At 64.7% G+C, this 19368-nt stretch carries 23 protein-coding genes and 1 tRNA gene; 10 read left to right on the forward strand and 14 right to left on the reverse strand.

The window, feature by feature from the left end; translation table 11 throughout:
* From AC1DRP_RS09990 to AC1DRP_RS10000, 3 genes are all read left to right on the forward strand, one after another.
* Positions 1 to 418, forward strand: a 418-nt coding sequence (locus tag AC1DRP_RS09990; RefSeq protein ID WP_476768419.1) for a SphA family protein, incomplete at its 5' end; no start/stop codon positions are given.
* A 326-nt stretch (positions 419 to 744) separates the two neighbouring features.
* On the forward strand, positions 745 to 1269 hold the full coding sequence (locus AC1DRP_RS09995) for an L-2-amino-thiazoline-4-carboxylic acid hydrolase (protein WP_476768420.1): 525 nt from the start codon (positions 745 to 747) through the stop codon (positions 1267 to 1269).
* A 162-nt stretch (positions 1270 to 1431) separates the two neighbouring features.
* A complete protein-coding gene (locus AC1DRP_RS10000; protein WP_476768421.1) occupies positions 1432 to 1602 on the forward strand; it encodes a DUF2934 domain-containing protein in 171 nt (56 codons plus the stop codon).
* Between the two features lie 10 nt (positions 1603 to 1612).
* On the opposite strand, the gene AC1DRP_RS10005 is transcribed toward AC1DRP_RS10000, so the two are convergent.
* A complete protein-coding gene (locus tag AC1DRP_RS10005; RefSeq protein WP_476768422.1) occupies positions 1613 to 1831 on the reverse strand; it encodes a DUF4167 domain-containing protein in 219 nt (72 codons plus the stop codon).
* Between the two features lie 579 nt (positions 1832 to 2410).
* On the opposite strand from AC1DRP_RS10005, the gene AC1DRP_RS10010 reads away from it, so the two are divergent.
* Positions 2411 to 2572, forward strand: a complete 162-nt coding sequence (locus AC1DRP_RS10010) for a hypothetical protein (protein WP_476768423.1) — start codon at positions 2411 to 2413, stop codon at positions 2570 to 2572.
* 606 nt (positions 2573 to 3178) lie between these two features.
* On the opposite strand, the gene AC1DRP_RS10015 is transcribed toward AC1DRP_RS10010, so the two are convergent.
* Entirely contained in the window at positions 3179 to 3574 is a 396-nt protein-coding gene (locus tag AC1DRP_RS10015; RefSeq protein WP_069878801.1) for a PRC-barrel domain-containing protein, read from the reverse strand.
* A gap of 262 nt (positions 3575 to 3836) precedes the next feature.
* Between AC1DRP_RS10015 and AC1DRP_RS10020 the strand changes: the two genes are divergently transcribed.
* Entirely contained in the window at positions 3837 to 4370 is a 534-nt protein-coding gene (locus tag AC1DRP_RS10020) for a hypothetical protein (protein ID WP_441505767.1), read from the forward strand.
* A 44-nt stretch (positions 4371 to 4414) separates the two neighbouring features.
* Positions 4415 to 4705 carry an I78 family peptidase inhibitor gene (locus tag AC1DRP_RS10025; RefSeq protein ID WP_441505768.1) on the forward strand — a complete coding sequence of 97 codons (291 nt, stop codon included), beginning with the start codon at positions 4415 to 4417 and terminating at the stop codon, positions 4703 to 4705.
* A gap of 61 nt (positions 4706 to 4766) precedes the next feature.
* Here AC1DRP_RS10025 and AC1DRP_RS10030 read toward each other — a convergent pair.
* Positions 4767 to 4856, reverse strand: a tRNA-Ser gene (locus AC1DRP_RS10030).
* A 303-nt stretch (positions 4857 to 5159) separates the two neighbouring features.
* Here AC1DRP_RS10030 and rplU point away from each other — a divergent pair.
* From rplU to AC1DRP_RS10045, 3 genes are all read left to right on the forward strand, one after another.
* Positions 5160 to 5834 carry a 50S ribosomal protein L21 gene (rplU, locus tag AC1DRP_RS10035; protein ID WP_476768424.1) on the forward strand — a complete coding sequence of 225 codons (675 nt, stop codon included), beginning with the start codon at positions 5160 to 5162 and terminating at the stop codon, positions 5832 to 5834.
* A 99-nt stretch (positions 5835 to 5933) separates the two neighbouring features.
* Complete coding sequence (gene rpmA, locus AC1DRP_RS10040; RefSeq protein WP_043241804.1) at positions 5934 to 6200, forward strand: 50S ribosomal protein L27; 267 nt, start codon at positions 5934 to 5936, stop codon at positions 6198 to 6200.
* A gap of 153 nt (positions 6201 to 6353) precedes the next feature.
* The gene (locus AC1DRP_RS10045; protein WP_476768425.1) at positions 6354 to 6989 is read left to right on the forward strand and encodes a GNAT family N-acetyltransferase; all 636 of its coding nucleotides are present in this window, start codon (positions 6354 to 6356) and stop codon (positions 6987 to 6989) included.
* 60 nt (positions 6990 to 7049) lie between these two features.
* Here the strand turns inward: AC1DRP_RS10045 and denD (AC1DRP_RS10050) are convergent, their stop codons facing one another.
* From denD (AC1DRP_RS10050) to AC1DRP_RS10100, 11 genes are all read right to left on the reverse strand, one after another.
* Positions 7050 to 8033, reverse strand: a complete 984-nt coding sequence (gene denD, locus AC1DRP_RS10050; protein ID WP_441505769.1) for a D-erythronate dehydrogenase — start codon at positions 8031 to 8033, stop codon at positions 7050 to 7052.
* Positions 8034 to 8059: 26 nt separating this feature from the next.
* Positions 8060 to 9055 (reverse strand): D-erythronate dehydrogenase, encoded by a 996-nt coding sequence (gene denD / locus AC1DRP_RS10055; protein ID WP_441505770.1) that lies wholly within the window; start codon positions 9053 to 9055, stop codon positions 8060 to 8062.
* Positions 9056 to 9074: 19 nt separating this feature from the next.
* Positions 9075 to 9821 carry an SDR family oxidoreductase gene (locus AC1DRP_RS10060; protein ID WP_476768426.1) on the reverse strand — a complete coding sequence of 249 codons (747 nt, stop codon included), beginning with the start codon at positions 9819 to 9821 and terminating at the stop codon, positions 9075 to 9077.
* A gap of 32 nt (positions 9822 to 9853) precedes the next feature.
* Positions 9854 to 10978, reverse strand: a complete 1125-nt coding sequence (locus tag AC1DRP_RS10065; protein WP_476768427.1) for a GNAT family N-acetyltransferase — start codon at positions 10976 to 10978, stop codon at positions 9854 to 9856.
* Complete coding sequence (locus AC1DRP_RS10070; RefSeq protein WP_476768428.1) at positions 10975 to 11301, reverse strand: hypothetical protein; 327 nt, start codon at positions 11299 to 11301, stop codon at positions 10975 to 10977. Before AC1DRP_RS10070 ends, AC1DRP_RS10065 begins: the two co-directional genes overlap by 4 nt.
* Complete coding sequence (locus AC1DRP_RS10075) at positions 11298 to 12137, reverse strand: isocitrate lyase/PEP mutase family protein (RefSeq protein WP_441505772.1); 840 nt, start codon at positions 12135 to 12137, stop codon at positions 11298 to 11300. Before AC1DRP_RS10075 ends, AC1DRP_RS10070 begins: the two co-directional genes overlap by 4 nt.
* A 125-nt stretch (positions 12138 to 12262) precedes the next feature.
* Complete coding sequence (locus AC1DRP_RS10080; RefSeq protein WP_441505773.1) at positions 12263 to 12919, reverse strand: hypothetical protein; 657 nt, start codon at positions 12917 to 12919, stop codon at positions 12263 to 12265.
* On the reverse strand, positions 12916 to 13947 hold the full coding sequence (locus tag AC1DRP_RS10085; RefSeq protein WP_476768429.1) for a zinc-dependent alcohol dehydrogenase: 1032 nt from the start codon (positions 13945 to 13947) through the stop codon (positions 12916 to 12918). The genes AC1DRP_RS10080 and AC1DRP_RS10085 overlap by 4 nt, the downstream gene beginning before the upstream one ends.
* A 9-nt stretch (positions 13948 to 13956) precedes the next feature.
* Positions 13957 to 14970 (reverse strand): tripartite tricarboxylate transporter substrate binding protein, encoded by a 1014-nt coding sequence (locus tag AC1DRP_RS10090; protein ID WP_476768430.1) that lies wholly within the window; start codon positions 14968 to 14970, stop codon positions 13957 to 13959.
* 90 nt (positions 14971 to 15060) lie between these two features.
* Complete coding sequence (locus tag AC1DRP_RS10095; protein WP_441505776.1) at positions 15061 to 15963, reverse strand: LysR family transcriptional regulator; 903 nt, start codon at positions 15961 to 15963, stop codon at positions 15061 to 15063.
* Positions 15964 to 15994: 31 nt separating this feature from the next.
* Positions 15995 to 17815 (reverse strand): IlvD/Edd family dehydratase, encoded by a 1821-nt coding sequence (locus AC1DRP_RS10100; RefSeq protein ID WP_441492460.1) that lies wholly within the window; start codon positions 17813 to 17815, stop codon positions 15995 to 15997.
* Between the two features lie 366 nt (positions 17816 to 18181).
* Here AC1DRP_RS10100 and AC1DRP_RS10105 point away from each other — a divergent pair, with 366 nt between their 5' ends.
* Entirely contained in the window at positions 18182 to 19366 is a 1185-nt protein-coding gene (locus tag AC1DRP_RS10105; protein WP_476768431.1) for a pyridoxal phosphate-dependent aminotransferase, read from the forward strand.
* Positions 19367 to 19368: the final 2 nt, after the last annotated feature.

Genomic DNA, 19368 nt, shown 5'->3' on the forward strand with positions numbered 1-19368 from the left:
TCTCAACACGACCACGGGGCTGGAAGTCTCGGCCGCAGCCGGATTCGAGATCAACGGCACGAACACTGCCACCGACTACAACAGCGGCAACGCCTTTCACGCCGATCTTTCGATCAGCCAGTACCTGAGCAAGGACTTTTCCATCGGCGTGCAGGTCGGCCATTACCAGCAGGTGAGCGGGGATGGCGGCAGCGGCGCCTCGCTGGGCCCGTTCAAGGGTCGGACCACGGCGATCGGCGGAACCATCGGTTATAATTTCGAGGTTGGTGGCCTCCCGATCTCGACGCGATTGAAGGTCCTTCGCGAGGTGGGGGTCGAGAACCGCCCGCGCGGTACGATCGGGCTCTTCACAGTCGCCTTCCCGCTCGGGGGACAGGCGGCTCCGGCAGCGCCCAAGCCGACCATCGTCAAGCACTGACCCCACACCCCGGCCAAGAACCTGGTCCGACCGGCGATACCGAACTTTGCCGGCCAAGGTCGCGGACGCAGCGTCCCCATCAAGACTCCGCTCTCGCTCCACGAAGGCTGCCACAAAGCCACGCGCTGACGCTGGCCGGTGTCACCGGCATGCCAGGCTGCCGTGCCGGCTGCCTGCAGGGAATCTTGTCATTTCCGTCCATCGAGCCAAGATGCGACGCTATCATTTGCGGCGGTCGGGCCGGCCTCGCATGACATCATCCGACGGCAGCGGGCCTCGTCGTGCCAGCGCGATGCCGACGCCGGGCAATCCAGGGGAATACCATGATGGACAAGGACTCTGAGGCCGGTTCGCGCACTGCGATCGATGGCGAGATCGGAATTCTCGCACGTCGCAAGATCGAGGCCGGAATCATCGCGCCGATCTACGAGGTCATGCGTGAAAAGCTGGGCGAAGAGTTGGCACAATCCATTCTCGACACGGCGATCAGGCGGGCCGCCGTTGAGACCGGCAAGGCCTTTGCCGCCAAGACACCGGGAGGGACGACACTGCGCACCTTCCAGGAACTCCAGGATCTCTGGACGCAGGACGATGCGCTGACGATCGAGGTCATCAAGGCCACCGACGCGGAATTTCACTACAACGTCAAACGGTGCCGCTATGCTGAGACCTATCGGGAGATGGGCCTCGGCCATATCGGCCATCTGCTCTCGTGCAATCGCGACGGAGTCTTTTGCACGGGTTACGACCCACGGATCTCGCTGGAGCGCAGCCAGACCGTGATGGAGGGCGCTTCGCACTGCGATTTCAAGTATCGTTTCTCGGACAAGCTCGACACCGCCCCGGAGTGAGCGGCACCGCGTTCCTGCGACCCCGCTTCACCGGCACGGACCGCCGCAAGAAAGGATGCGGCTCGAGCCTGGGCCCTGGGGTCGAGCCAGATTGTCGCGGCAGGGGAACGCCGGAGCGAACGCGCGGTTTCATCCGGTTGTGACTGGCGAAGGGAGCGAGAGATGGCCAGCAAGGACAGTGCCCAGCGGGAAATCCGCAAAATTGCCTATGCCCTCTGGATGGAGCAAGGCCAGCCGGACGGCCGCGATCGCGAACATTGGGAAGCGGCCAAAGTCATTTGGGCTTTCCGCAACCACGAAGCCGGTGGACACAAGACGGTGATACCGCGCTAGAGACCCGCTCTCACGCGGCTCGACCGCTGCCGGATCGCAGATAGTGCTCGGCCAGCTGATAATAGCGCTCGGCCTCGATGCGATGACCGGCCAAGGCTTCGGCATCACCAAGTTTCAGGGCACGCTCATAGTGCTGCCGCGCGCCCTGGAGCGGCGCCTGTTCGGCGCGCCCGGACTGCGGCACGCGATATGGACGCGGGCGCGACGGGATGGAGTAGGTGCGAGGCATCGTTGCTTCTCCCTAACCTAGGATCTCAGYCACGATCTTGCGGAGCTCCTCACGGCTGAGGCCACAGGGTTCGGGCTTCCAGTTCGGATCTGCCCTGAGCGGGACGATGGCATTCTTCCTCAAGATCTCGGGGCGCGCACGCGCCTCAACAGGCTTCGTTTCAATGTTGTTGTGCATGTAGGTCCATTGGCCACGCGGCGAGGCCGCAAGGCATTCGTGTTGGAGAATCGTCGAGCGAAATGCATGCGACGGGCGCGCTGCATCGAGGCAGCGATCAATCGTCGAAGGGATACGGGTTGAGGCTCCGTGCTCTCTCAGGAGACATGAGCCAAGCCGAGCATTTCTAAGTCGACCCGGCACTGTTAGCGGAACAATGTGGCGAATTCAGGTTGTCCAATTGCTGATCGAGCAACCGGCGTCGCCTTTCAGGAAGCCAGGGCCATCATCCGCACCAACGGTCGGATGCGACGCCCCTGCGCGCCACGGCGGGGCGTCGCTCAAAAAGCCAGGACCTTCGTCGCTTGCCGGGGAACAAGCGCCGCCAGCATCATGGCCCCTCCTCCCGGGGAGAGACCCAACATGATCGGATGGCTCATCCTCGCCTTCATGAGTGGGCTTCTGCTCGGAGATATCATCGGCGCGCGTCGATGGCAGCGCCGGGCGGACGAAGCCCTGCAGCTTGCAGCACAGTCTCTCCTGCTTGTCCGCCGCCGCTCAGGACCGACCGGCAATCCGAAATGATGCGCCGAGCTTCGACTCCCAACAGGACAGATGGCGCAGATCGCATGGGCGCGGGACACCAATTGTCAGGCCCCGTTGGCAGACGATGCCGTCTGGCTCTCGCCCTTGACCTTGCACACCGTTCAAGCCCCCGCGCCCGATCATACAGATTCGCCGAAGACTGTGTCAGGAGTTGCCGCGACTGAAGCCGAAGGGGAAAAGCGATGTCCGCCCTGTGGAAAGAGGCTGCCGCCCTCCCGAACAGCAGCCTCCTCCCGCAGAACGGCGTTCCCCCGAGATTATTACTAGCCCTGCGCTCTCTCCCGGCTGACCATACGATTCCACACGCTTCGGGAGGCCGACAGCTAGACTTTATGCTGCGTATCATCGATCTGCGGTGGTGAGCTTCGCAACTTCCGCGCGTGTCGCGCCGGGTGTCGATCGCGCCTCGTCAGTTCCGCCGCGACCGCGATGGTGAGGCGAGGGAGACGAGGCCTGGAACTGAAAACTCCGGCGCGGCGATCAATCCGGCAGACGGGTTTCCGCGAGAGTGCCGTGTCCCACAGCGTAAGGGCCCGGCGCCCCATTCGAGGAGCCGGGCCCTGTTCAAGGCTATGGCGATTGAGCCTATTTCGCGAAGCGACCTTCATATTTGAACTGCGGCGCCGCTTTCAGCTGGTCCTTGGTGGCGTTGATCCTGGCATTCCACTTCTTGTCGGTCGCATTCCAGGTGATGGCGAGCGCGTTCGGGCTGACCGCAACATAGTGCGTGCCCATTCCAAGGAAGCCGCCGACCGACAGAATGTAAGAGGCGAGGGAGTTACCGGCGATGACGACGTCCTCGATCTCACCCACATTCTCGTCACCGGCATTCTTGACGTTGAGCCCCTTGAGACTGCTGGTCAGGGCGGATGCTTCGTTCACTGAGACGAAGACCGGAGCCTGAGCCGGAGTGGGAGCGGTCTGCGCGAAAGCGGCGCTGGAAAGCACGGTGGCGGCGAGAGCAAGAGCAATGGGACGCATTTTTGGGATAACCTTCTTGTTGGGCCGCAGTCGGAGACCGCTGCGGCGTGACAGAGAGGTAATTCCCGGCCTCCCGATCGGTTCCGGGAATATCTGCAGTGCGACAAGGGGGCTCATGGCCCGGTGGGACCGCTGACATCTGCATCGCGCGCCTGGATATTCGCAGGAGCGCGCGGGCGAACATCTCTCCAGGAGATCACGATTTTCGAGAAGGACTGATCCGATCCCTGCCTCGGGCGTTTAGCCGGCAGGAGGAACGGCCATGAAACATGATCACATGCTCAAGGCATTCACCGTGATGCTTGCGACGACCGCGGTGACGCCGGCTTCAGCCCAGCAGGCCATGATCGACGAAGCGTCCTTTCTACAGGCATTCGAAGGACGCTTCACGGGCACCGGGACGCTCGAAAATGCGGGCGGATCGAGCCATAAACTGAACTGCAAATTCGACGGCGATCAGCAGGGCTCCCGGGTCACTTTAAGCGGCCATTGCTCGACCGCGCTGGTCCTCTCCACGACCGTGAAGATCGATCTGCGCTATGATCCCAGGACGCAGCGCTATGACGGTGAGTTCCGCGAGAGCAAGGGCACTGTGGCAAACCTCGCCGGCGCACGTCGTGGTGACAATCTCGCATTGTCCTTCCGCGAGACGGCGGAGAGCGTTCGGCCCAGTCCGCCGGCCACGCTGACGATCAGCCGGCACGCAGAAGGGTTGGCCCTGGCGCTCAGAGCGAGCCAGCCGGGGCAAGGGCAGAACCTCGACCTGCGCCTCAGCGGAAAACGGCGCGGCCCTTGAGGACAGGGGCTTGGCGAAGAGCAATTCGCGGATAGTCTTGCCCCATGACCAGATCTCTTCACCTCCTCGGCTCGATCGCAGCATTGGCGCTCGCTGCTTGCACGGCCGCCGGTCAACCATCCAGTGCCGCGCCGCCAAGTCCGTGCTCGCCCGAAGGAGCCAAGCGCCTTGCAGGGCAGATCGGCAAGAGCGACGCCGAGGTCATGCGTGCGACCGGCGCAAGTGTGGTGCGACGTCTTTCACCCGGCTCGCCCATGACGATGGATTACCGCCGGGAGCGGGTGACGATCGAGGTGGATGAGAGCGGAAAAATCCAGCGGGCGCTCTGCGGCTGACGCCAAACGGCGCTCCGCAGGGGGGCCATTGCTCGAGGCGATGAAACCCTGAGCGGGAAGATGGCGGACAGGGAGGGATTTGAACCCCCGATACCCTTGCGGGTATGCCGCATTTCGAGTGCGGTGCATTCAACCACTCTGCCACCTGTCCGCGGTCGCCTTCGGTCGAAGCGGGCTGGTTACTACACGCCACATCGGACGGTTACAAGTCTCCTCGCTGTCATAAATCCGACGAATCTGAAGCCTCGCGACTTGACCTGAAGAGCCGCCAAGACTATCGAGCCTCGTCCGGCGTGGGGAAACCCGCGCCTGATCTCTTTTGCGTGTCCGGCTCCGCGTTGCGGCATCCGGCATGATCGAAGAGTGAACCCGACCACGTAACGACTGCCAAAAAGCCGTCCCGCATGCGCCTCGCGAGGCCATGACAGGGCGGGGCTGAACATGGAGAACAACGATGTTCGCAGTCATCAAGACCGGCGGTAAGCAGTTCCGCGTCGCCGCGAACGATGAAATCACCATTGCCAAGCTCGAAGGCGAGCCTGGCGATACCGTTGCCTTCGGCAACGTCCTGATGCTGACCGACGGCGAGAAGTCGACGCTCGGCGCGAAGGAACTGGCCGAGATCACCRTTGCCGGTGAGATCGTGCGCCAGGCCCGCGGCGAGAAGGTCATCGCCTTCAAGAAGCGCCGCCGCCAGAACTCGAAGCGCAAGCGTGGCTTCCGCGCCGAGCTGACGATCGTGCGCATCACCGACATCCTCACGGGCGGCAAGAAGCCCGAGATGAAGAAGGGTGACGCTTCGACCGTTGCCGTGAAGGCCGCCGCCAGCGCCGTCAAGGGCAAGGCGAAGGCTGAAGCCAAGGCTGAGGCGCTCGACGCCTCGAACCTCTCGCTGATCTCGGGCGTCGGCCCGACCATCGAGAAGAAGCTGCGCGCTGCCGGCATCACCTCCTGGAACGACATCGCCGCTTGGTCCGAGGCCGACGTCGCCAAGTGGGACGAAGAGCTCAAGCTGCGTGGCCGCGCCACCCGCGAGGAGTGGGTTGTTCAGGCCAAGGAACTCCTGGCCGGCAAGCCCCCGCGCGCCAAGGTCGACCAGGCCGAACAGGCTTCCGGCGAGGACTACTGACAGCTCCTGTCAGGCAGTCTTCGGCTTTCATCTCCGAACCGGTGGCTTTTGCCGCCGATTCGGGTTAGAGAGACAACAGTAGTTTCGAGGTAGGGCGTTATGGCTCACAAAAAAGCAGGCGGCTCGTCGCGCAATGGTCGCGACTCCGAAAGCAAGCGTCTCGGCGTGAAGCGCTTCGGCGACCAGGCGGTCGTGGCCGGCAACATCATTATTCGTCAGCGCGGCACCAAGTGGCATGCCGGCGTGAACGTTGGCATGGGCAAAGACCATACGCTCTTTGCGACGACCAATGGACGAGTCCGATTCACGACGAAACTCGGCCGAGCTTTCGTGAACGTAGTCCCGGCCCAAGAGGCCGCAGAGTAAAAGGCGGATAGGGAAGTTCCTTGATCCGCCGGTTCCATCGAACCGATCGGATCAAGGGCAAGGCCCGACAAGGGTCTCCCGAAGGTCAAGCGAAAGGGGAGATGGGACCAAAGTCCCAGCTCCCTTTTTTCGTTTGCGCCGACGGAGAGACCGATGTTCCCCGAACTGACCCGCGACGATGTCTTCCGGCTCGAGACCCGCCGTCTCTGGCTGCGTTGGCCGCGCATGGCAGACGCTTCCGCCATCCTGGGCCAGGCTGGGGAGAAAGCCGTGGCCGAGATGACGGCCTCGATCCCGCATCCCTATCCGGCGGATGCGGTCGAGCCCTTCATTTTCGCCATGCGCAAGGGCAATGCGCTCGGCGAGCATCTGGCGCTGGCGATCACGYCGCGCTCCAGGCCGAACGAGCTCATCGGCATGATCGGCGCCCATAAGCAGGCGACCGGCATCCCCTTCATCGGCTACTGGCTCGGCACCCCGCACTGGGGCAAGGGCTACACGACCGAGGCCGCGCAGGCTCTGATCGACACGCTCTTCACCTTGCTCGACATTCCGGCGATCGAGGCGGACACGCGCGTCATCAACCCGGCCTCACGCCGGGTGCTGGAGAAGTCCGGCTTCCGGCAGGAGGGCTCCTTCTTGAAGTCGCTGCCGGCTCGCGGCGGGCTGTTCCCCTGCGAGCAGTACCGGCTCGACCGCTCGACCTGGGCTGCCCTGAAGAGCTGGGGAGCAACGGGCTGGACCCACGCGCCCGAAATCGAGACCCCCGGCGAATTCTGCGTCGCCTGAAACGAAACAGCCCCGGCAGATGATGCCGGGGCTGATTGCTGTTGGCCGTGAGCTCCAGGCTTACCTAACGAAGTTGCCGCCAAGCTCGTCATCGATATGGGCGCGGATGATCTCCTCGAAGCTCGCTTCCGCCTTGAAGCCGAGCGCGGTCGAACGCTGCGGGTTGAAGTTGCGCGGCCAGCCGGCAACGATGCCATCGATGACCGGGTCCGGAACCCGCTTGATCCGCTTCACCACATTCTCGCCGGCGACCTTGCGCAACGCCTCGATCTGCTCTGCCACCGTGCAGGAATAGCCGGGCATGGTCAGGGTGCGGCGAGGCCCGATGGCGCCGGTATCCATCGTCGCGGCATGGATGAGGAAGCCGACGGCCGAACGCGGCGAGGCATGCCAGTGCCGGACCTGATCGGAAACCGGCAGCACCGCCTCTTCACCGTTCAGCGGCTCGCGGATGATGTTGGAGAAGAAGCCGGACGCGGCCTTGTTCGGCTTGCCCGGACGCACGCAGATCGTCGGCAGGCGAATTCCGACGCCATCGAAGAAGCCACGGCGGGAGTAATCGGAGAGCAGCAGCTCGCCGATCGCCTTCTGCGTCCCGTAGGAGGTCAGCGGCGTGGTGAAGAACTCGTCCTCGATCTTCTCATGGAAGGGCGCACCGAAGACCGCGATCGAGGAGGTGAAGACGACACGCGGCTTGTAGCCGCCGCCGACCTTTCGGATCGCTTCGAAGAGATGGCGCGTGCCGTCGAGATTGATCCGGTAGCCCTTGTCGAAATCGGCCTCGGCTTCGCCCGAGACGATCGCCGCGAGATGGACGATCAGGTCGGGGCGGGAAGCGATCAGCGACTCGGCCTCCCCCTCGTTCGACATGTCGGAGACGACGACGTCGAAGATGAAGGGCGCTGCGGCTGGCGCGCTTGCGGCGATGACATCCTGGGCCGTGATCTTGGTGACCGGCTTGCCGCCGAGCTGACCGTCATGGGCCAGTCTTTCGATGAACTTGCGGCCGACCATGCCGGCGCCACCGAGAACGAGAATATGCATGGGGATTTCCTGGTGCTTGTTGTTGATCAGTGTGGCAGGCGCCCGCCGAGTTCATCTTCGATATGGACGCGAATGATCTCGTCGAAATCCTTTTCGGCCCGGAAACCGAGCCGAAGCGCGCGCCTGGCCTCGAAGCCGGTCGGCCAGCCGGCGACGATCTCGGTGACTGCCTTGTCCGGAGCACGGCGGATCAGATTGACCGCCTTCTCGCCGGCCACGCGCCGCAGGGCCGCGATCTGCTCCCCGACCGAGCAGAAGACGCCCGGCATGGTCAGATTGATCCGCGGGCCGAGGGTTTCGCGGTCCAGCCCGGCAGCATGGAGCAGGAAGCCGACAGCAGAACGCGGGCTCGCATGCGTGAACACGAGATCGTCGCCGACCGGCAATGACGCCTCCAGCCCGACCAGCGGCTCGCGGATGATGCTGGAGAAGAAGCCACCGGCCGAGGCGTTCGGCTTGCCCGGGCGCACGGCAATCGACGGGAAGCGAATTCCGACGCCGTCGACGAAACCCCGCCGCGCGTAATCCGCAAGCAGCAGCTCGCCGATCGCCTTTTGCGTCCCGTATGAGGTCAGCGGCGTGGCATGGAACTCGTCCGGAATCACCGCCGGATAGGGCGCGCCGAAGACGCCGCTCGACGAGGTGAAGACGAGACGGGGCACATAGGAGCCGCCATCCTTCCGTCCTTCCCGGCGGATCGTCTCGAGCAGGCTCAGGGTCCCGTCGAGATTGATCCGATAGCCCTTGTCGAAATCTCGCTCGGCCTCGCCGGAGATGATCGCAGCAAGATGGAAGATCACGAGCGGGCGGGCCCCGATCAGCTCCGCGGCGATGGCGGGATCGGCGAAATCCTCGGTGCGGATCTCGATCTCGCCGTCAAAGCCCCCCGGCGTCTCCGGCGTAACGACATCGGTCAGCGTCAGCTTGCTGATAGCCTTGCCGGCGCAAGCACCGTCAGCCGCCAGCTGCGCTGCGAGCTTGCGGCCGACCATGCCGGCCGCGCCTGTCACCAGGACGTGCATCGACGCGCCCTTCCCTGCGTCAGAGCGCGAAGCCACCATCGGCGAGATGAATCTGCCCGGTGGTGTAGCTCGACTCGTCGGAACCCAGATAGACGGCAAGCCAGGCGATTTCCTCGGCCGTGCCAAGCCGGCCCATCGGCTGGCGGTCGACGAAGGCCTGACGCGCAGCCGCCTCGGTCGTCTTCGTCACCTTGGCGAGATCGGCGATGCGCTGGTMKAGCGAGGGCGACTGGATCGTGCCCGGGCAGATCGCGTTCGCGCGAATGCCTTTCTTGATGTAGTCGGCGGCGACTGCCTTGGTCAGGCCGATCACGGCCGCCTTGGTCGCGCCATAAGCATAGCGGTTTGGAATGCCGCGCACCGAGCCGGCGCCCGAAGCGATATTCACGATGGAGCCCGCGCCCTTCGACAACATCCCCGGCAGGAAGGCCTTGGTCGTGCGGTGCATCGACTTGACGTTGAGGTCGAAGGAAAAATCCCAGGCCTTGTCGTCGCAGTCCAGAACGGTGCCGTGGTGAACGAAGCCGGCGGCATTGACCAGGATGTCGATCGGTCCGACCTTCTCGGCGAAAGCGTCGACGGCCTTGCTCGAAAGCACGTCGAGCTTGCGCTTCTTCGCCTTCGGGATTCCCTCCAGCAGCGCAACATCCTTGTCCGTTGCCCAGACCGTCGCGCCTTCCCTGACGAAGGCTTCCGCGATCGCCCGGCCGATGCCCTGCCCCGCGGCCGTGACGACGGCGACCTTGCCCTTCAAACGTCCTGCCATGTCCTTGGTCCTCTTGTTAAGCCGGCTTATTGTCAGAGCTGCTTGCGCATATGCGTCAGGCGCCGATCGGCCAGATCAGTGTGATGGGTAACCGCGAAACCCAGGCGCTCATACCAGGCGATGCGCTCGGTTAGTTTCGCGTGGGTGTAGAGATGCACCGAACCAAAGCTGAGTGCGGCGGCGCGCTCGTCGGCAAAGCGCATCAGCAGCAGACCGAGCTTGYGCCCTTGTGCCCCTGGGGAGACCGCCACGCTCCAGATCGTGAAATCGTCCGGAGAGATCTCGAGAACAAGCGCGGCATCCAGCCCGTTGTCGCCGTCGACCAGCCAGACCTCATGCTCGGCCACGACCTGCGCATAATCGGCGATCCGCGGGAGCGAAGGCACGCCGATAATGGCCTCGTTCGGCGTATAGGCTGCGCTCTTCAGCGCCCTGATGGCGGGAATGTCGCCGGATGACGCCCGGCGCAAGGACAGCCCATCGATCCCGCCCAGCATCTGGTTGAAGGTCCCGAGCGCCAGCTTCTGCCGGCCCTCGGCGTCGAAATTCGCGGGATCCAGCCAGCGCTGGAAGCCTTGCGCCCGCACCGGCCATTCGCTGTCGAGGATCGAATACCAGGCGGTGTCGCGATTCCTGCCCTTCACCACCATGTGCTGGCGGAACAGACCCTCGTATTGGAAGCCGAAGCGCAGAGCGGCCCGCTTCGACGGTTCGTTCAGGGTGTTGCACTTCCACTCGAAACGGCGATAGCCGAGCGAGAATCCGTAGGCGCCGCACAGATAGATCGCCTCGGTCGCAACCCGGGTCTTCTGCAGGCTCGGCGAATAGGTGATGTAGCCGACCTCGAAGACGCCATGCTCGGGCCTGATCTCCATCAGCCAGAGATGGCCCTTGGCCTTGCCGTCGGCCCTGTCGATCGCCGCGAACGGCACGATGCCGGCCTTCGCCGCCATCGTCGTCAGCAGCTCGCGATAGCTTTCGCGATCCTGCGGCGGATGGGCCGGCATCCAGGTCCAGATCTGATCATGCCCGCCATTGGCCTGCCAGATATCGTCAAGATGCCGGTCCGGATCGATCGGCTCGAGCCGACAATAGCGCCCTTCCAGTACCTTGGCGGGCGGAAAGGGCGGTGCTTTCCAATCAGGCGAAAGGGTCATGATTTCCCCCGCGCATGCCAGGCGGAGAGATCGAGCGAGATATTCCAGCCAGCACCGAGCTCGGCAGCGGCCRCATGGGCGAGCGCTGAACCCTCCGCCTCCCAGACAAGCCGCTCGACCTCGTTCGCGAAGGCCGACGCCGCCTCGTCCTCTTCATCGTAGATCGCGTCGAACGCATCCATCCAGGCTTCCAGCCGATCGCCGAACGCCTCGGAGAGACCGGCGTCCTCGGCGTCGATCGCCTTGCGCCTGTCCTTGGCGTCGATCATCCAGAGGCCGCTTCGCCCGAGCCATTCGGGCGCAATGACGAGTTCGCTGCTCACGAGCGCGCCTTGAGGTCGTCCTCGAAGAAATTGTTAAGCGGGACCGACGGCCCGTTGCCGGCGAAGCCTGCAAAACTGCCCTGCTCGGTGATCAGGCGTGTCGCCTCGATGAAGGCAGCCCAGGCCGCGCGCGCCAACGCCGCGCCGATCGAGATGCGCCGGACACCAAGTGCGGCGACATCAGACACCGTCAGGCCGAAATCGCCATAGATCAGCGCATTGACCGGCTTGCCGCCGGCAGCCGCGACAATCGCGGCGATCTGCTCGCGGGTCTTTGGCCCGGGTGCATAAAGCACATCGGCGCCCGCCTCGGCATAGGCGGCAATGCGCCTGACCGATTCGTTCAGCGGATCGTCATGGCCGGTGAGAAAGCACTCGGCACGCGCCGTCAGCAGAACGCCGGAGCCGGTCTCGTCAATCGCCCGCCGCGCCGCGCGGATCCGCTCGACCGCGAGCTCGAAAGGATAGAGCGGGACGTCATCGCGCCCGGTCGCATCCTCGATCGAGAGCCCGGCGACCCCGGTCGCCACACAGGCTTTCACATTGAGCGCGACATCGGCCGGTCCGTCGGCATAGCCGTTCTCGAAATCGGCATTGATCGGCAGGTCGGGTACGGCTTTCACCATATCCGCGATATGAGCGAGCATCATGTCGCGCGGCACGTCCTGATCAGCCCGCCCCTGCGTGAAGGCGAAACCGGCGCTGGTCGTGGCCAGCGCCCTGAAACCCTGCCCGCGCAGCCAGCGCGCCGAACCGACATCCCATGGGTTCGGCATGACGAAGCAGCCAGATTCGTGAAGTGCACGAAAGGCGGCGATCTGCGGACTGTCGGTCATTTTAAATCGTTTCAGATGCGAGTTGGCCGAGCGATGCCCCATACTGTCCGGGCGCGTGCCGTTTGTCAGCCCTTCACGTCATGCGTCAAGGCTCGGCACCGATGCGCAACCGGCATGGAGGCCGATCAATAGGCTGCAATCAGCTCGTAGATGAAAGCCGTGAGACCGGCCGGGCTCGGAATCCTGGAGGCAAGAGCACCGCGCAGCAGCGCAGGCAGTGCCTCCCGGTCTGAGCCGCTGAGCAGGGCAATGCCTTGCGCTGCACTCGCATCCTGCATTGTGGGAAAGGCGGGATGGGGCCTGGCCGCCAGGGCAACGCCTGTTCGGACCGAGAGGACGCCAGAACGCCCGATCAGGTCCACCAGGCTCGGTGGCGGCACCGCCTCTTCACCCGCGCCCTGCCATGTCACTCCAGCGAGATAGCGGCCGAGGCCACGCCCGGCCCGGCCCGTCTCACGATAGACAGAGCGGCTGAACGCCCCCATGGCCGGTCGCATCCTGCGCGTTTCCGGGGTCGGATTGGCAAGCAGATCGAGATATTCGGGCGTCTCCAGTGCCTCTGCCGAGCCGAGGTCGTAGAGCGTCAGATAGCGGGCGGAGGCGCCACGCCCCCCGGCGTAACGCTTCGCGGCGAGGAAGCCGGGCATAGTCAGCCGCTCCGGGACATGCTCGCCCCCGTGCCAGACCTCGTAATCCGGGCGCATGGCCGGGTCGACGCTGTTGCCGATCGCCAGGAAGACTGGTCCGGGCCAATCGGCCGAACCTGACGGCATGCCCGTCATGGCCGCAGGACGATCTTGGATGCAGTGCGACGGCTTGCTCTTGCAAAGGCGTCGAGCCCCGCTGCGAGCGGCATCTCTTCACTGATCATCCGCCGGATGCGCTCCTGTTGCGCAGCMATGAGCGCGATCACCCGCGGCCACGTTRCCAATGGCGAGCGATAACTCCCGCGAATCTGCTGGTGCCGCCGCACAAGCGCCGTCAGGTCGATTGGCGCCGGACGGGAATGAATCCCGCAGATGACAAGGACACCGCGCAATGCAAGCAGATCGATCGCCTCCCGCACCACTACCGGTGCGCCCGCGGCCTCGATGATCACATCATAGCTGACAGGCAGGCCGACGCGCGTGAGCGCCTCTCGCAAGGTCGTCCCGGCCGTGTCAACCGTCTCGGGAAAGCCGAGTGCCTCGACGGTGGCGAGGCGCACCGCGTCGTCGCGCCCAGCCACGACAACCCGCGCTGCACCAGCCACCTCGGCGGCCAGCGCCGCCCCTTGCCCGATCGTACCGGGCCCGATGACCAGCACCATATCGCCCGGTTTCACCCCGCCCGTATCGACGGCCTCGGTCGAAACCGTCATGGGCTCGGCGAGTGCCGCAACTGCATCATCGAGCTCATCGGGGAGTGCGATACAATTCTCTGTCGGAACGGCGGCAAGGGCTGCAAAGCCGCCATTGCGAGCAATGCCGATGCCGGTCCGCATGGCGCAATCCTCTGCCCGTCCTGAGCGGCAACGCTCACAACGCCCGCAGACGACGGAGGGACGCACCACCACGCGTGTCCCGACCGCGATGCCGTCGGTGCCTTCACCGAAATGCCGGACGCGGCCGACGAACTCGTGCCCGAGCGTGACCGGCATTGCGGCCGCCATCGCTTCGTACCCGCCCGACCAGTCCGCGATATGGAGATCCGTGCCGCAAAGACCTGCAGCCGTAACCTCAAGCAGCACTTCGCCGGGACCGGCACTCGGCTCGGATATCTCACCGAGCCAGAGCCCGGGCGCGGGGGCGGTCTTGCGAAGCGCGAGCATGAACCGCTCTCACTCGACCTTGATCGCAGCCGACTTGACCACCTTTGCCCAAGTTTCGGCATCCTTGGCCATGAACGCCGCGAGTTCGGCCGGCGTGCCGGGTGCCGGCTCGGCGCCGATCTCGACCAGGCGGGCGTTCACATCGGGCCGGGCCAAGGCCGCATTGATCGCGGAATTGAGCACCTGCACCACTTCGGGGGCCGTTCCCTTGGGGGCGACGAGGGCGACCCAGGCCGAGAGGTCGTAGCCGGGATAGCCTTGCTCGGCGACAGTCGGCACATCCGGCAACAGCGAGGCACGCTTGCCCGTGGTCACCGCGAGCGCCTTCATCGTGCCGCCCTTGACGTGGCTGGAGGCGCCGGCAAGGGTCGAGAACATGACGTCGATATTGCCGCTGATCGCATCGGTCAAAGCTGGCGCTTCGCCGCGATACGGCACATGCTGGACCTTGGTATCCGAGACCAGGCCGAAGAATTCTCCAGCCAGATGCGCGACCGTGCCGGTGCCGCCCGAACCGAAGGTGATCGGCCGCTTGCTCGCCTGCCCATGCGCAGCCAGTTCCTTCATCGTATTGGCCGGATAGGATTTCCCGGCCGCAACAACGAAGGGCAGCTTCGCGATCATCGCGACCGGGACGAAATCCTTCTCCCAATCGAAGGGCACAGTCGCCTTCAGCGCGGGATTGATCACCATCGTGGTCGGCGCAGCGAGCAGCGTGTAGCCGTCGGGCTCCGCCTTGGCGACGGTCTGGGAGCCGAGGATCGTGGCAGCACCGCCGCGGTTCTCGATGACGAAGCGCTGCTTGAGCACGTCGCCCGCCGCTTCGGCAACGACGCGCGTCACGACATCGACGCCACCACCTGCGGCAAAGGGCACGACAAGCTGCATGGCCCGCACCGGATAGGCCTGGGCCCGCGCCGGCCCGGCAGCCGTTGCCGCAAGCAGCCCGAGCGCCGCCGCCATCGCCTCACGCCTGCTCAGGGGGCCCGGCCGGATGGGGGTAAGCGCCAACGGGTCCGTCATGATGTTTCCTCCTGCTCTTATTGCAAACGACAAGGCCATCGATGGGGAGGGGCGACAACAGCGAATCCTGCGTCCCGCGATAGCCTGAGGCTATAGATCAGCCCCGACTTTTGAGATCTCGGCCCGCAAGGCCGTCTCGAAATGCTGGATCAGGCGACTGCGCGCGCGTTCGACATTCCGATGCAGGAAGACCTCGTACTGGGCCGGGTGATCGAGCGGCAGAAGCGCGACCACATCGCGGTTGGCCGCCAGCGCGCTGAAACGGTCGACGATGGCAAGACCGAGCCCCGCCTCGGCAAGCGCAATCGCGGTTTCGGCGAAGCGGGCGACATGCGTCCGCTCCGGCACGACGCCACCGTCGCGCAGCACCGCGTCGACGACCTGACCATGCACGGATTGTGGCTCGAACACGATGATCGGAATACCAGCCAGAGCCGAGGGCGACAGGCGCTTGGCCGAAGCCAGCGGCCAGTCACGCGGACACACGGCAACCGCCTTGCCGGTCCCGACCGATATGCTCCGGATTCCCGCATGAAGAATAGGGAACAAGGTGACGGCACCCTCGCCCTGAGCCGAGAGCAGATACTCCATCACCTGGCTGACCGACAGGATATCGAGATGCAGGCTGAGCCCGGGATGGTCATTCAGCAGGCTGGCGGCTGCGCGCGGGATCAGGACGCGGCCAATGCTCGGCGAAGCGCCGAGACGGAGCGAGCCGGTATCGGCCCGCGCCAGCCTGAGCGCCCGCGCCAAAGCGCCTTCGAGCTGGTCGAAGGCGATGTCGACCTCACCGAGAAGACGATGCGCCTCCGCCGTCGGCGTCAGGCGGCCGCCATGCCGGTCGAACAGGGCAAACGCGCAGATATCCTCGATCCGCCGCACCGTCTTGGTCACGGTCGGCTGGGCGATACCGAGATCGCGCGCCGCACCGACGATGGTGCGAGCGCGCATCACGGCGCGGAAGACCTCGATCTGCCTCAGCGTGAGCAGCAAAGCGGCGCGCTCCTGCGCCAGCGACGACCGACTAGTGATTGTCGCGCGGAACGCCGAACTTCTTGTGGATTTTCTGGTACTTGACCGCCGGCTTCAGCACCATGCCCTCGGAGAGCTCGCCAACGATCTTGCGCTGGATCTCCTGCCAGGGGGTCTGGCTCTTCGGATATTTGTAGCCGCCGGCCGCCTTCAGCGCGACGCGGCGCTCGTCCAGCTCCTTGTCGGAAATCAGGATGTCGGCCGTGCGCTTCTTCAGGTCGATGCGGACCTTGTCGCCGGTCTTCAGCAGCGCAAGTCCGCCGCCGGTCGCCGCTTCCGGCGAGGCGTTCAGGATCGAGGGCGAGCCCGACGTGCCGGACTGGCGGCCGTCACCGATACAGGCCAGCGCCGTGATGCCCTTCTTGATCAGGTAATCCGGCGGCCGCATGTTCACGACCTCGGCCGCGCCGGGATAGCCGATCGGCCCGACGCCGCGAATGAAGAGCACGCTGTGCTCGTCGATCGCGAGCGACGGATCGTCGATGCGGTGGTGGTAATCCTCCGGTCCGTCGAAGACGATTGCCTTGCCCTCGAAGGCCATTGGGTCCTTCGGGTTCTCGAGATAGCGCTTGCGGAATTCCGGCGTGATCACGCTGGTCTTCATGATCGCGGAATCGAACAGGTTGCCGCGCAGATTGAGGAAGCCGGACTGCGCCTTCATCGGCTCGTCATAGGCCTTGATGACCCGACGATCGCCGGAGAAGAAGCCTTCGCAGTTCTCGGCCAGCGTCTTGCCGTTGGCGGTGATGGCGGGCTTGATCTTGCCCTTGGCGACGAGCTCGGCAACGACCGCAGGCACGCCGCCGGCGCGGTAGAAATCCTCGCCGAGATATTCGCCGGCGGGCTGCAGGTTGACCAGCAGCGGGATGTCGTAGCCGATCGCAGTCCAATCCTCGTTGTCGAGTTTCACGCCAATATGCTTGGCGATGGCGTTGACATGGATCGGCGCATTGGTGGAGCCGCCGATCGCCGAGTTGACGACGATGGTGTTCTCCAGGGCTTCGCGTGTCAGGATCTTCGACGGGATCAGGTTCTCCCAGACCATCTCAACGATGCGCTTGCCGGTGTGGTAGGCCATCTCATAACGGTCGCGATAGGGCGCCGGGATGGCGGCGCCGCCGGGCAGGGTCATGCCCATCGCCTCGGCCAGCGAGTTCATGGTCGAGGCCGTGCCCATGGTGTTGCAGTGGCCGGCCGACGGAGCCGACGACGCCACCAGATCGACGAAGCCGCGATAGTCGATTTCGCCGGCGGCCATCATCTGGCGCGCCTTCCAGACGATCGTGCCCGAACCGGTGCGCTCGCCGCGGAAATTGCCGTTCAGCATCGGCCCGCCCGGCAGTGCGATGGCCGGGATGTCGACCGTGGCGGCCGCCATGATCTGTGCCGGGGTGGTCTTGTCGCAGCCGGTCGTCAGCACGACGCCGTCGAGCGGATAGCCATAGAGGATCTCGACGAGCGAGAGATATTGCAGGTTGCGGTCGAGGCTCGCGGTCGGGCGCTTGCAGGTTTCCTGGATCGGATGGATCGGGAACTCGAAAGGCACGCCGCCCATCTCGCGGATGCCGTCGCGGACGCGGGCGGCGAGCTCGATATGATGGCGGTTGCAGGGCGCGATATCGGAGCCCGTCTGGGCGATGCCGATGATCGGGCGGCCCGACTGCAGCTCTTCGCGCGACAGGCCGAAATTCATGGTGCGCTCGATATAGAGCGCGGTCATGTCGGCATTGGCGGGATTGTCGAACCAGGCCTTGGAGCGCAGCTGCTCCGGCTTGATCTTGCGGACCGACTTCCTTGCAGGCGTCTTGGCCATCCCCGTCATTCCCTCTCGCACCGGCGCGCAGCCTTCGCGCCGCGTCCGCCATGGTCTTTAAATCGATTTGACCAGCCAATCATGCCGATCGCCATGCGCGCGACAAGAGCCAAATTCGACCAAATCGCGTCACCTGCATTCTGCATACAGCACACAAATTACTTCGCCAATCCATGCAGATGCCGGCTGCGCAGGAAAGGTCGCCGCCCTGCAGTTTGCAAGTGTTCCAAATGCGCGGGCGCCCGGCGGCCGGTGCAGACGGCGGGCTTGCATCGCCGCTGCGTTTCCGGCCAAGACAGCGCACCACGACAGCGCAAGGCCCACGACAGGGCCGCCTCGTCGAGAGCTTGCAGAGGAAAACGCACCATGACGCTGCAGACCGTCTCCTCCTTCGCCCGGATCGGCGAGGAAAACGCTTTCGCCGTGCTGGCACGAGCGACCGAGCTGCAGCGCAAGGGCAAGGACATCATCAATCTCGGCATCGGCCAGCCCGATTTCCCGACGCCCGACCACATCGTCGAGGCCGCGGTGAAGGCGCTGCGCGACGGCCATCACGGCTATACGCCGGCCAATGGCATCCTGCCGCTGCGCGAGGCGGTCGCCGCCGACGTGCACAAGCGCTTCTCGGTCGACGTCTCGCCGGAAGAGGTGATGATCGTGCCGGGCGGCAAGGTCACCATGTTCATGGCGATCCTGATGTTCGGCGAGCCCGGCGCCGAGATCCTTTATCCCGATCCCGGCTTCCCGATCTATCGCTCGATGATCGAGTTCACCGGCGCGACCCCGATCCCGGTACCGATCCGCGAGGAGAACGGCTTTGCCTTCTCGGCCGAGGAGACGCTCTCGCTGATCACGCCCAAAACCCGGCTGCTGATCGTCAATTCGCCGGCAAACCCGACCGGCGGCGTCACGCCGAAGGCCGAGGTCGACAAGCTCGTCGCCGGGCTCAGCCGCTTCCCCGATGTCGCGGTGATGTCGGACGAGATCTACGACCAGATGCTCTATGACGGCGAGAAGCACGTCTGCCTGCTGAGCTATCCCGAAATTCGCGACCGGCTGATCCTGCTCAATGGCTGGTCCAAGACCTATGCCATGACCGGCTGGCGCATGGGGTTCTCGGTCTGGCCGAAGCCGCTCTACGACAATGCCCGCAAGCTCGCGGTCAATTCGCATTCCTGCGTCAACGCCCCGGCGCAATGGGCGGGGCTCGCCGCGCTCACCGGCCCGCAGGACGCGGTGCATGCCATGGTCGCAGAGTTCGATCGGCGCCGGAAGGCGGTGGTCGCCGGCTTGAACGCCTTGCCCGATGTGTCCTGCGCCGTGCCGAAAGGCGCCTTCTACGCCTTCCCGAATATCTCGAAGACCGGGTGGAAGGCGAAGAAACTGGCCTCCGCCCTGCTCGAGGATGCGGGTGTCGCGACGATCGGCGGGCCCGATTTCGGCATCCATGGCGAAGGCTATATCCGCCTGTCCTATGCCAACTCGCTGGAGAACATCGAACGCGCGCTGGAGCGGATGAAGAGCTTCCTCGCCAACGCGAAGGCAGCATGACG

Source organism: Allobosea sp. 01N443 (assembly GCF_056399325.1).

What these genes read in the sequence shown, in the direction of transcription:
- AC1DRP_RS09995 (WP_476768420.1), top strand. Translation starts at nt 745, where the DNA reads ATGGACAAGGACTCTGAGGCCGGTTCGCGCACTGCGATCGATGGCGAG.
- AC1DRP_RS10000 (WP_476768421.1), top strand. Translation starts at nt 1,432, where the DNA reads ATGGCCAGCAAGGACAGTGCCCAGCGGGAAATCCGCAAAATTGCCTAT.
- AC1DRP_RS10005 (WP_476768422.1), bottom strand. Translation starts at nt 1,831, where the DNA reads ATGCCTCGCACCTACTCCATCCCGTCGCGCCCGCGTCCATATCGCGTG.
- AC1DRP_RS10010 (WP_476768423.1), top strand. Translation starts at nt 2,411, where the DNA reads ATGATCGGATGGCTCATCCTCGCCTTCATGAGTGGGCTTCTGCTCGGA.
- AC1DRP_RS10015 (WP_069878801.1), bottom strand. Translation starts at nt 3,574, where the DNA reads ATGCGTCCCATTGCTCTTGCTCTCGCCGCCACCGTGCTTTCCAGCGCC.
- AC1DRP_RS10020 (WP_441505767.1), top strand. Translation starts at nt 3,837, where the DNA reads ATGAAACATGATCACATGCTCAAGGCATTCACCGTGATGCTTGCGACG.
- AC1DRP_RS10025 (WP_441505768.1), top strand. Translation starts at nt 4,415, where the DNA reads ATGACCAGATCTCTTCACCTCCTCGGCTCGATCGCAGCATTGGCGCTC.
- rpmA (WP_043241804.1), top strand. Translation starts at nt 5,934, where the DNA reads ATGGCTCACAAAAAAGCAGGCGGCTCGTCGCGCAATGGTCGCGACTCC.
- denD (WP_441505769.1), bottom strand. Translation starts at nt 8,033, where the DNA reads ATGCATATTCTCGTTCTCGGTGGCGCCGGCATGGTCGGCCGCAAGTTC.
- denD (WP_441505770.1), bottom strand. Translation starts at nt 9,055, where the DNA reads ATGCACGTCCTGGTGACAGGCGCGGCCGGCATGGTCGGCCGCAAGCTC.
- AC1DRP_RS10075 (WP_441505772.1), bottom strand. Translation starts at nt 12,137, where the DNA reads ATGACCGACAGTCCGCAGATCGCCGCCTTTCGTGCACTTCACGAATCT.
- AC1DRP_RS10080 (WP_441505773.1), bottom strand. Translation starts at nt 12,919, where the DNA reads ATGACGGGCATGCCGTCAGGTTCGGCCGATTGGCCCGGACCAGTCTTC.
- AC1DRP_RS10090 (WP_476768430.1), bottom strand. Translation starts at nt 14,970, where the DNA reads ATGACGGACCCGTTGGCGCTTACCCCCATCCGGCCGGGCCCCCTGAGC.
- AC1DRP_RS10100 (WP_441492460.1), bottom strand. Translation starts at nt 17,815, where the DNA reads ATGGCCAAGACGCCTGCAAGGAAGTCGGTCCGCAAGATCAAGCCGGAG.
- AC1DRP_RS10105 (WP_476768431.1), top strand. Translation starts at nt 18,182, where the DNA reads ATGACGCTGCAGACCGTCTCCTCCTTCGCCCGGATCGGCGAGGAAAAC.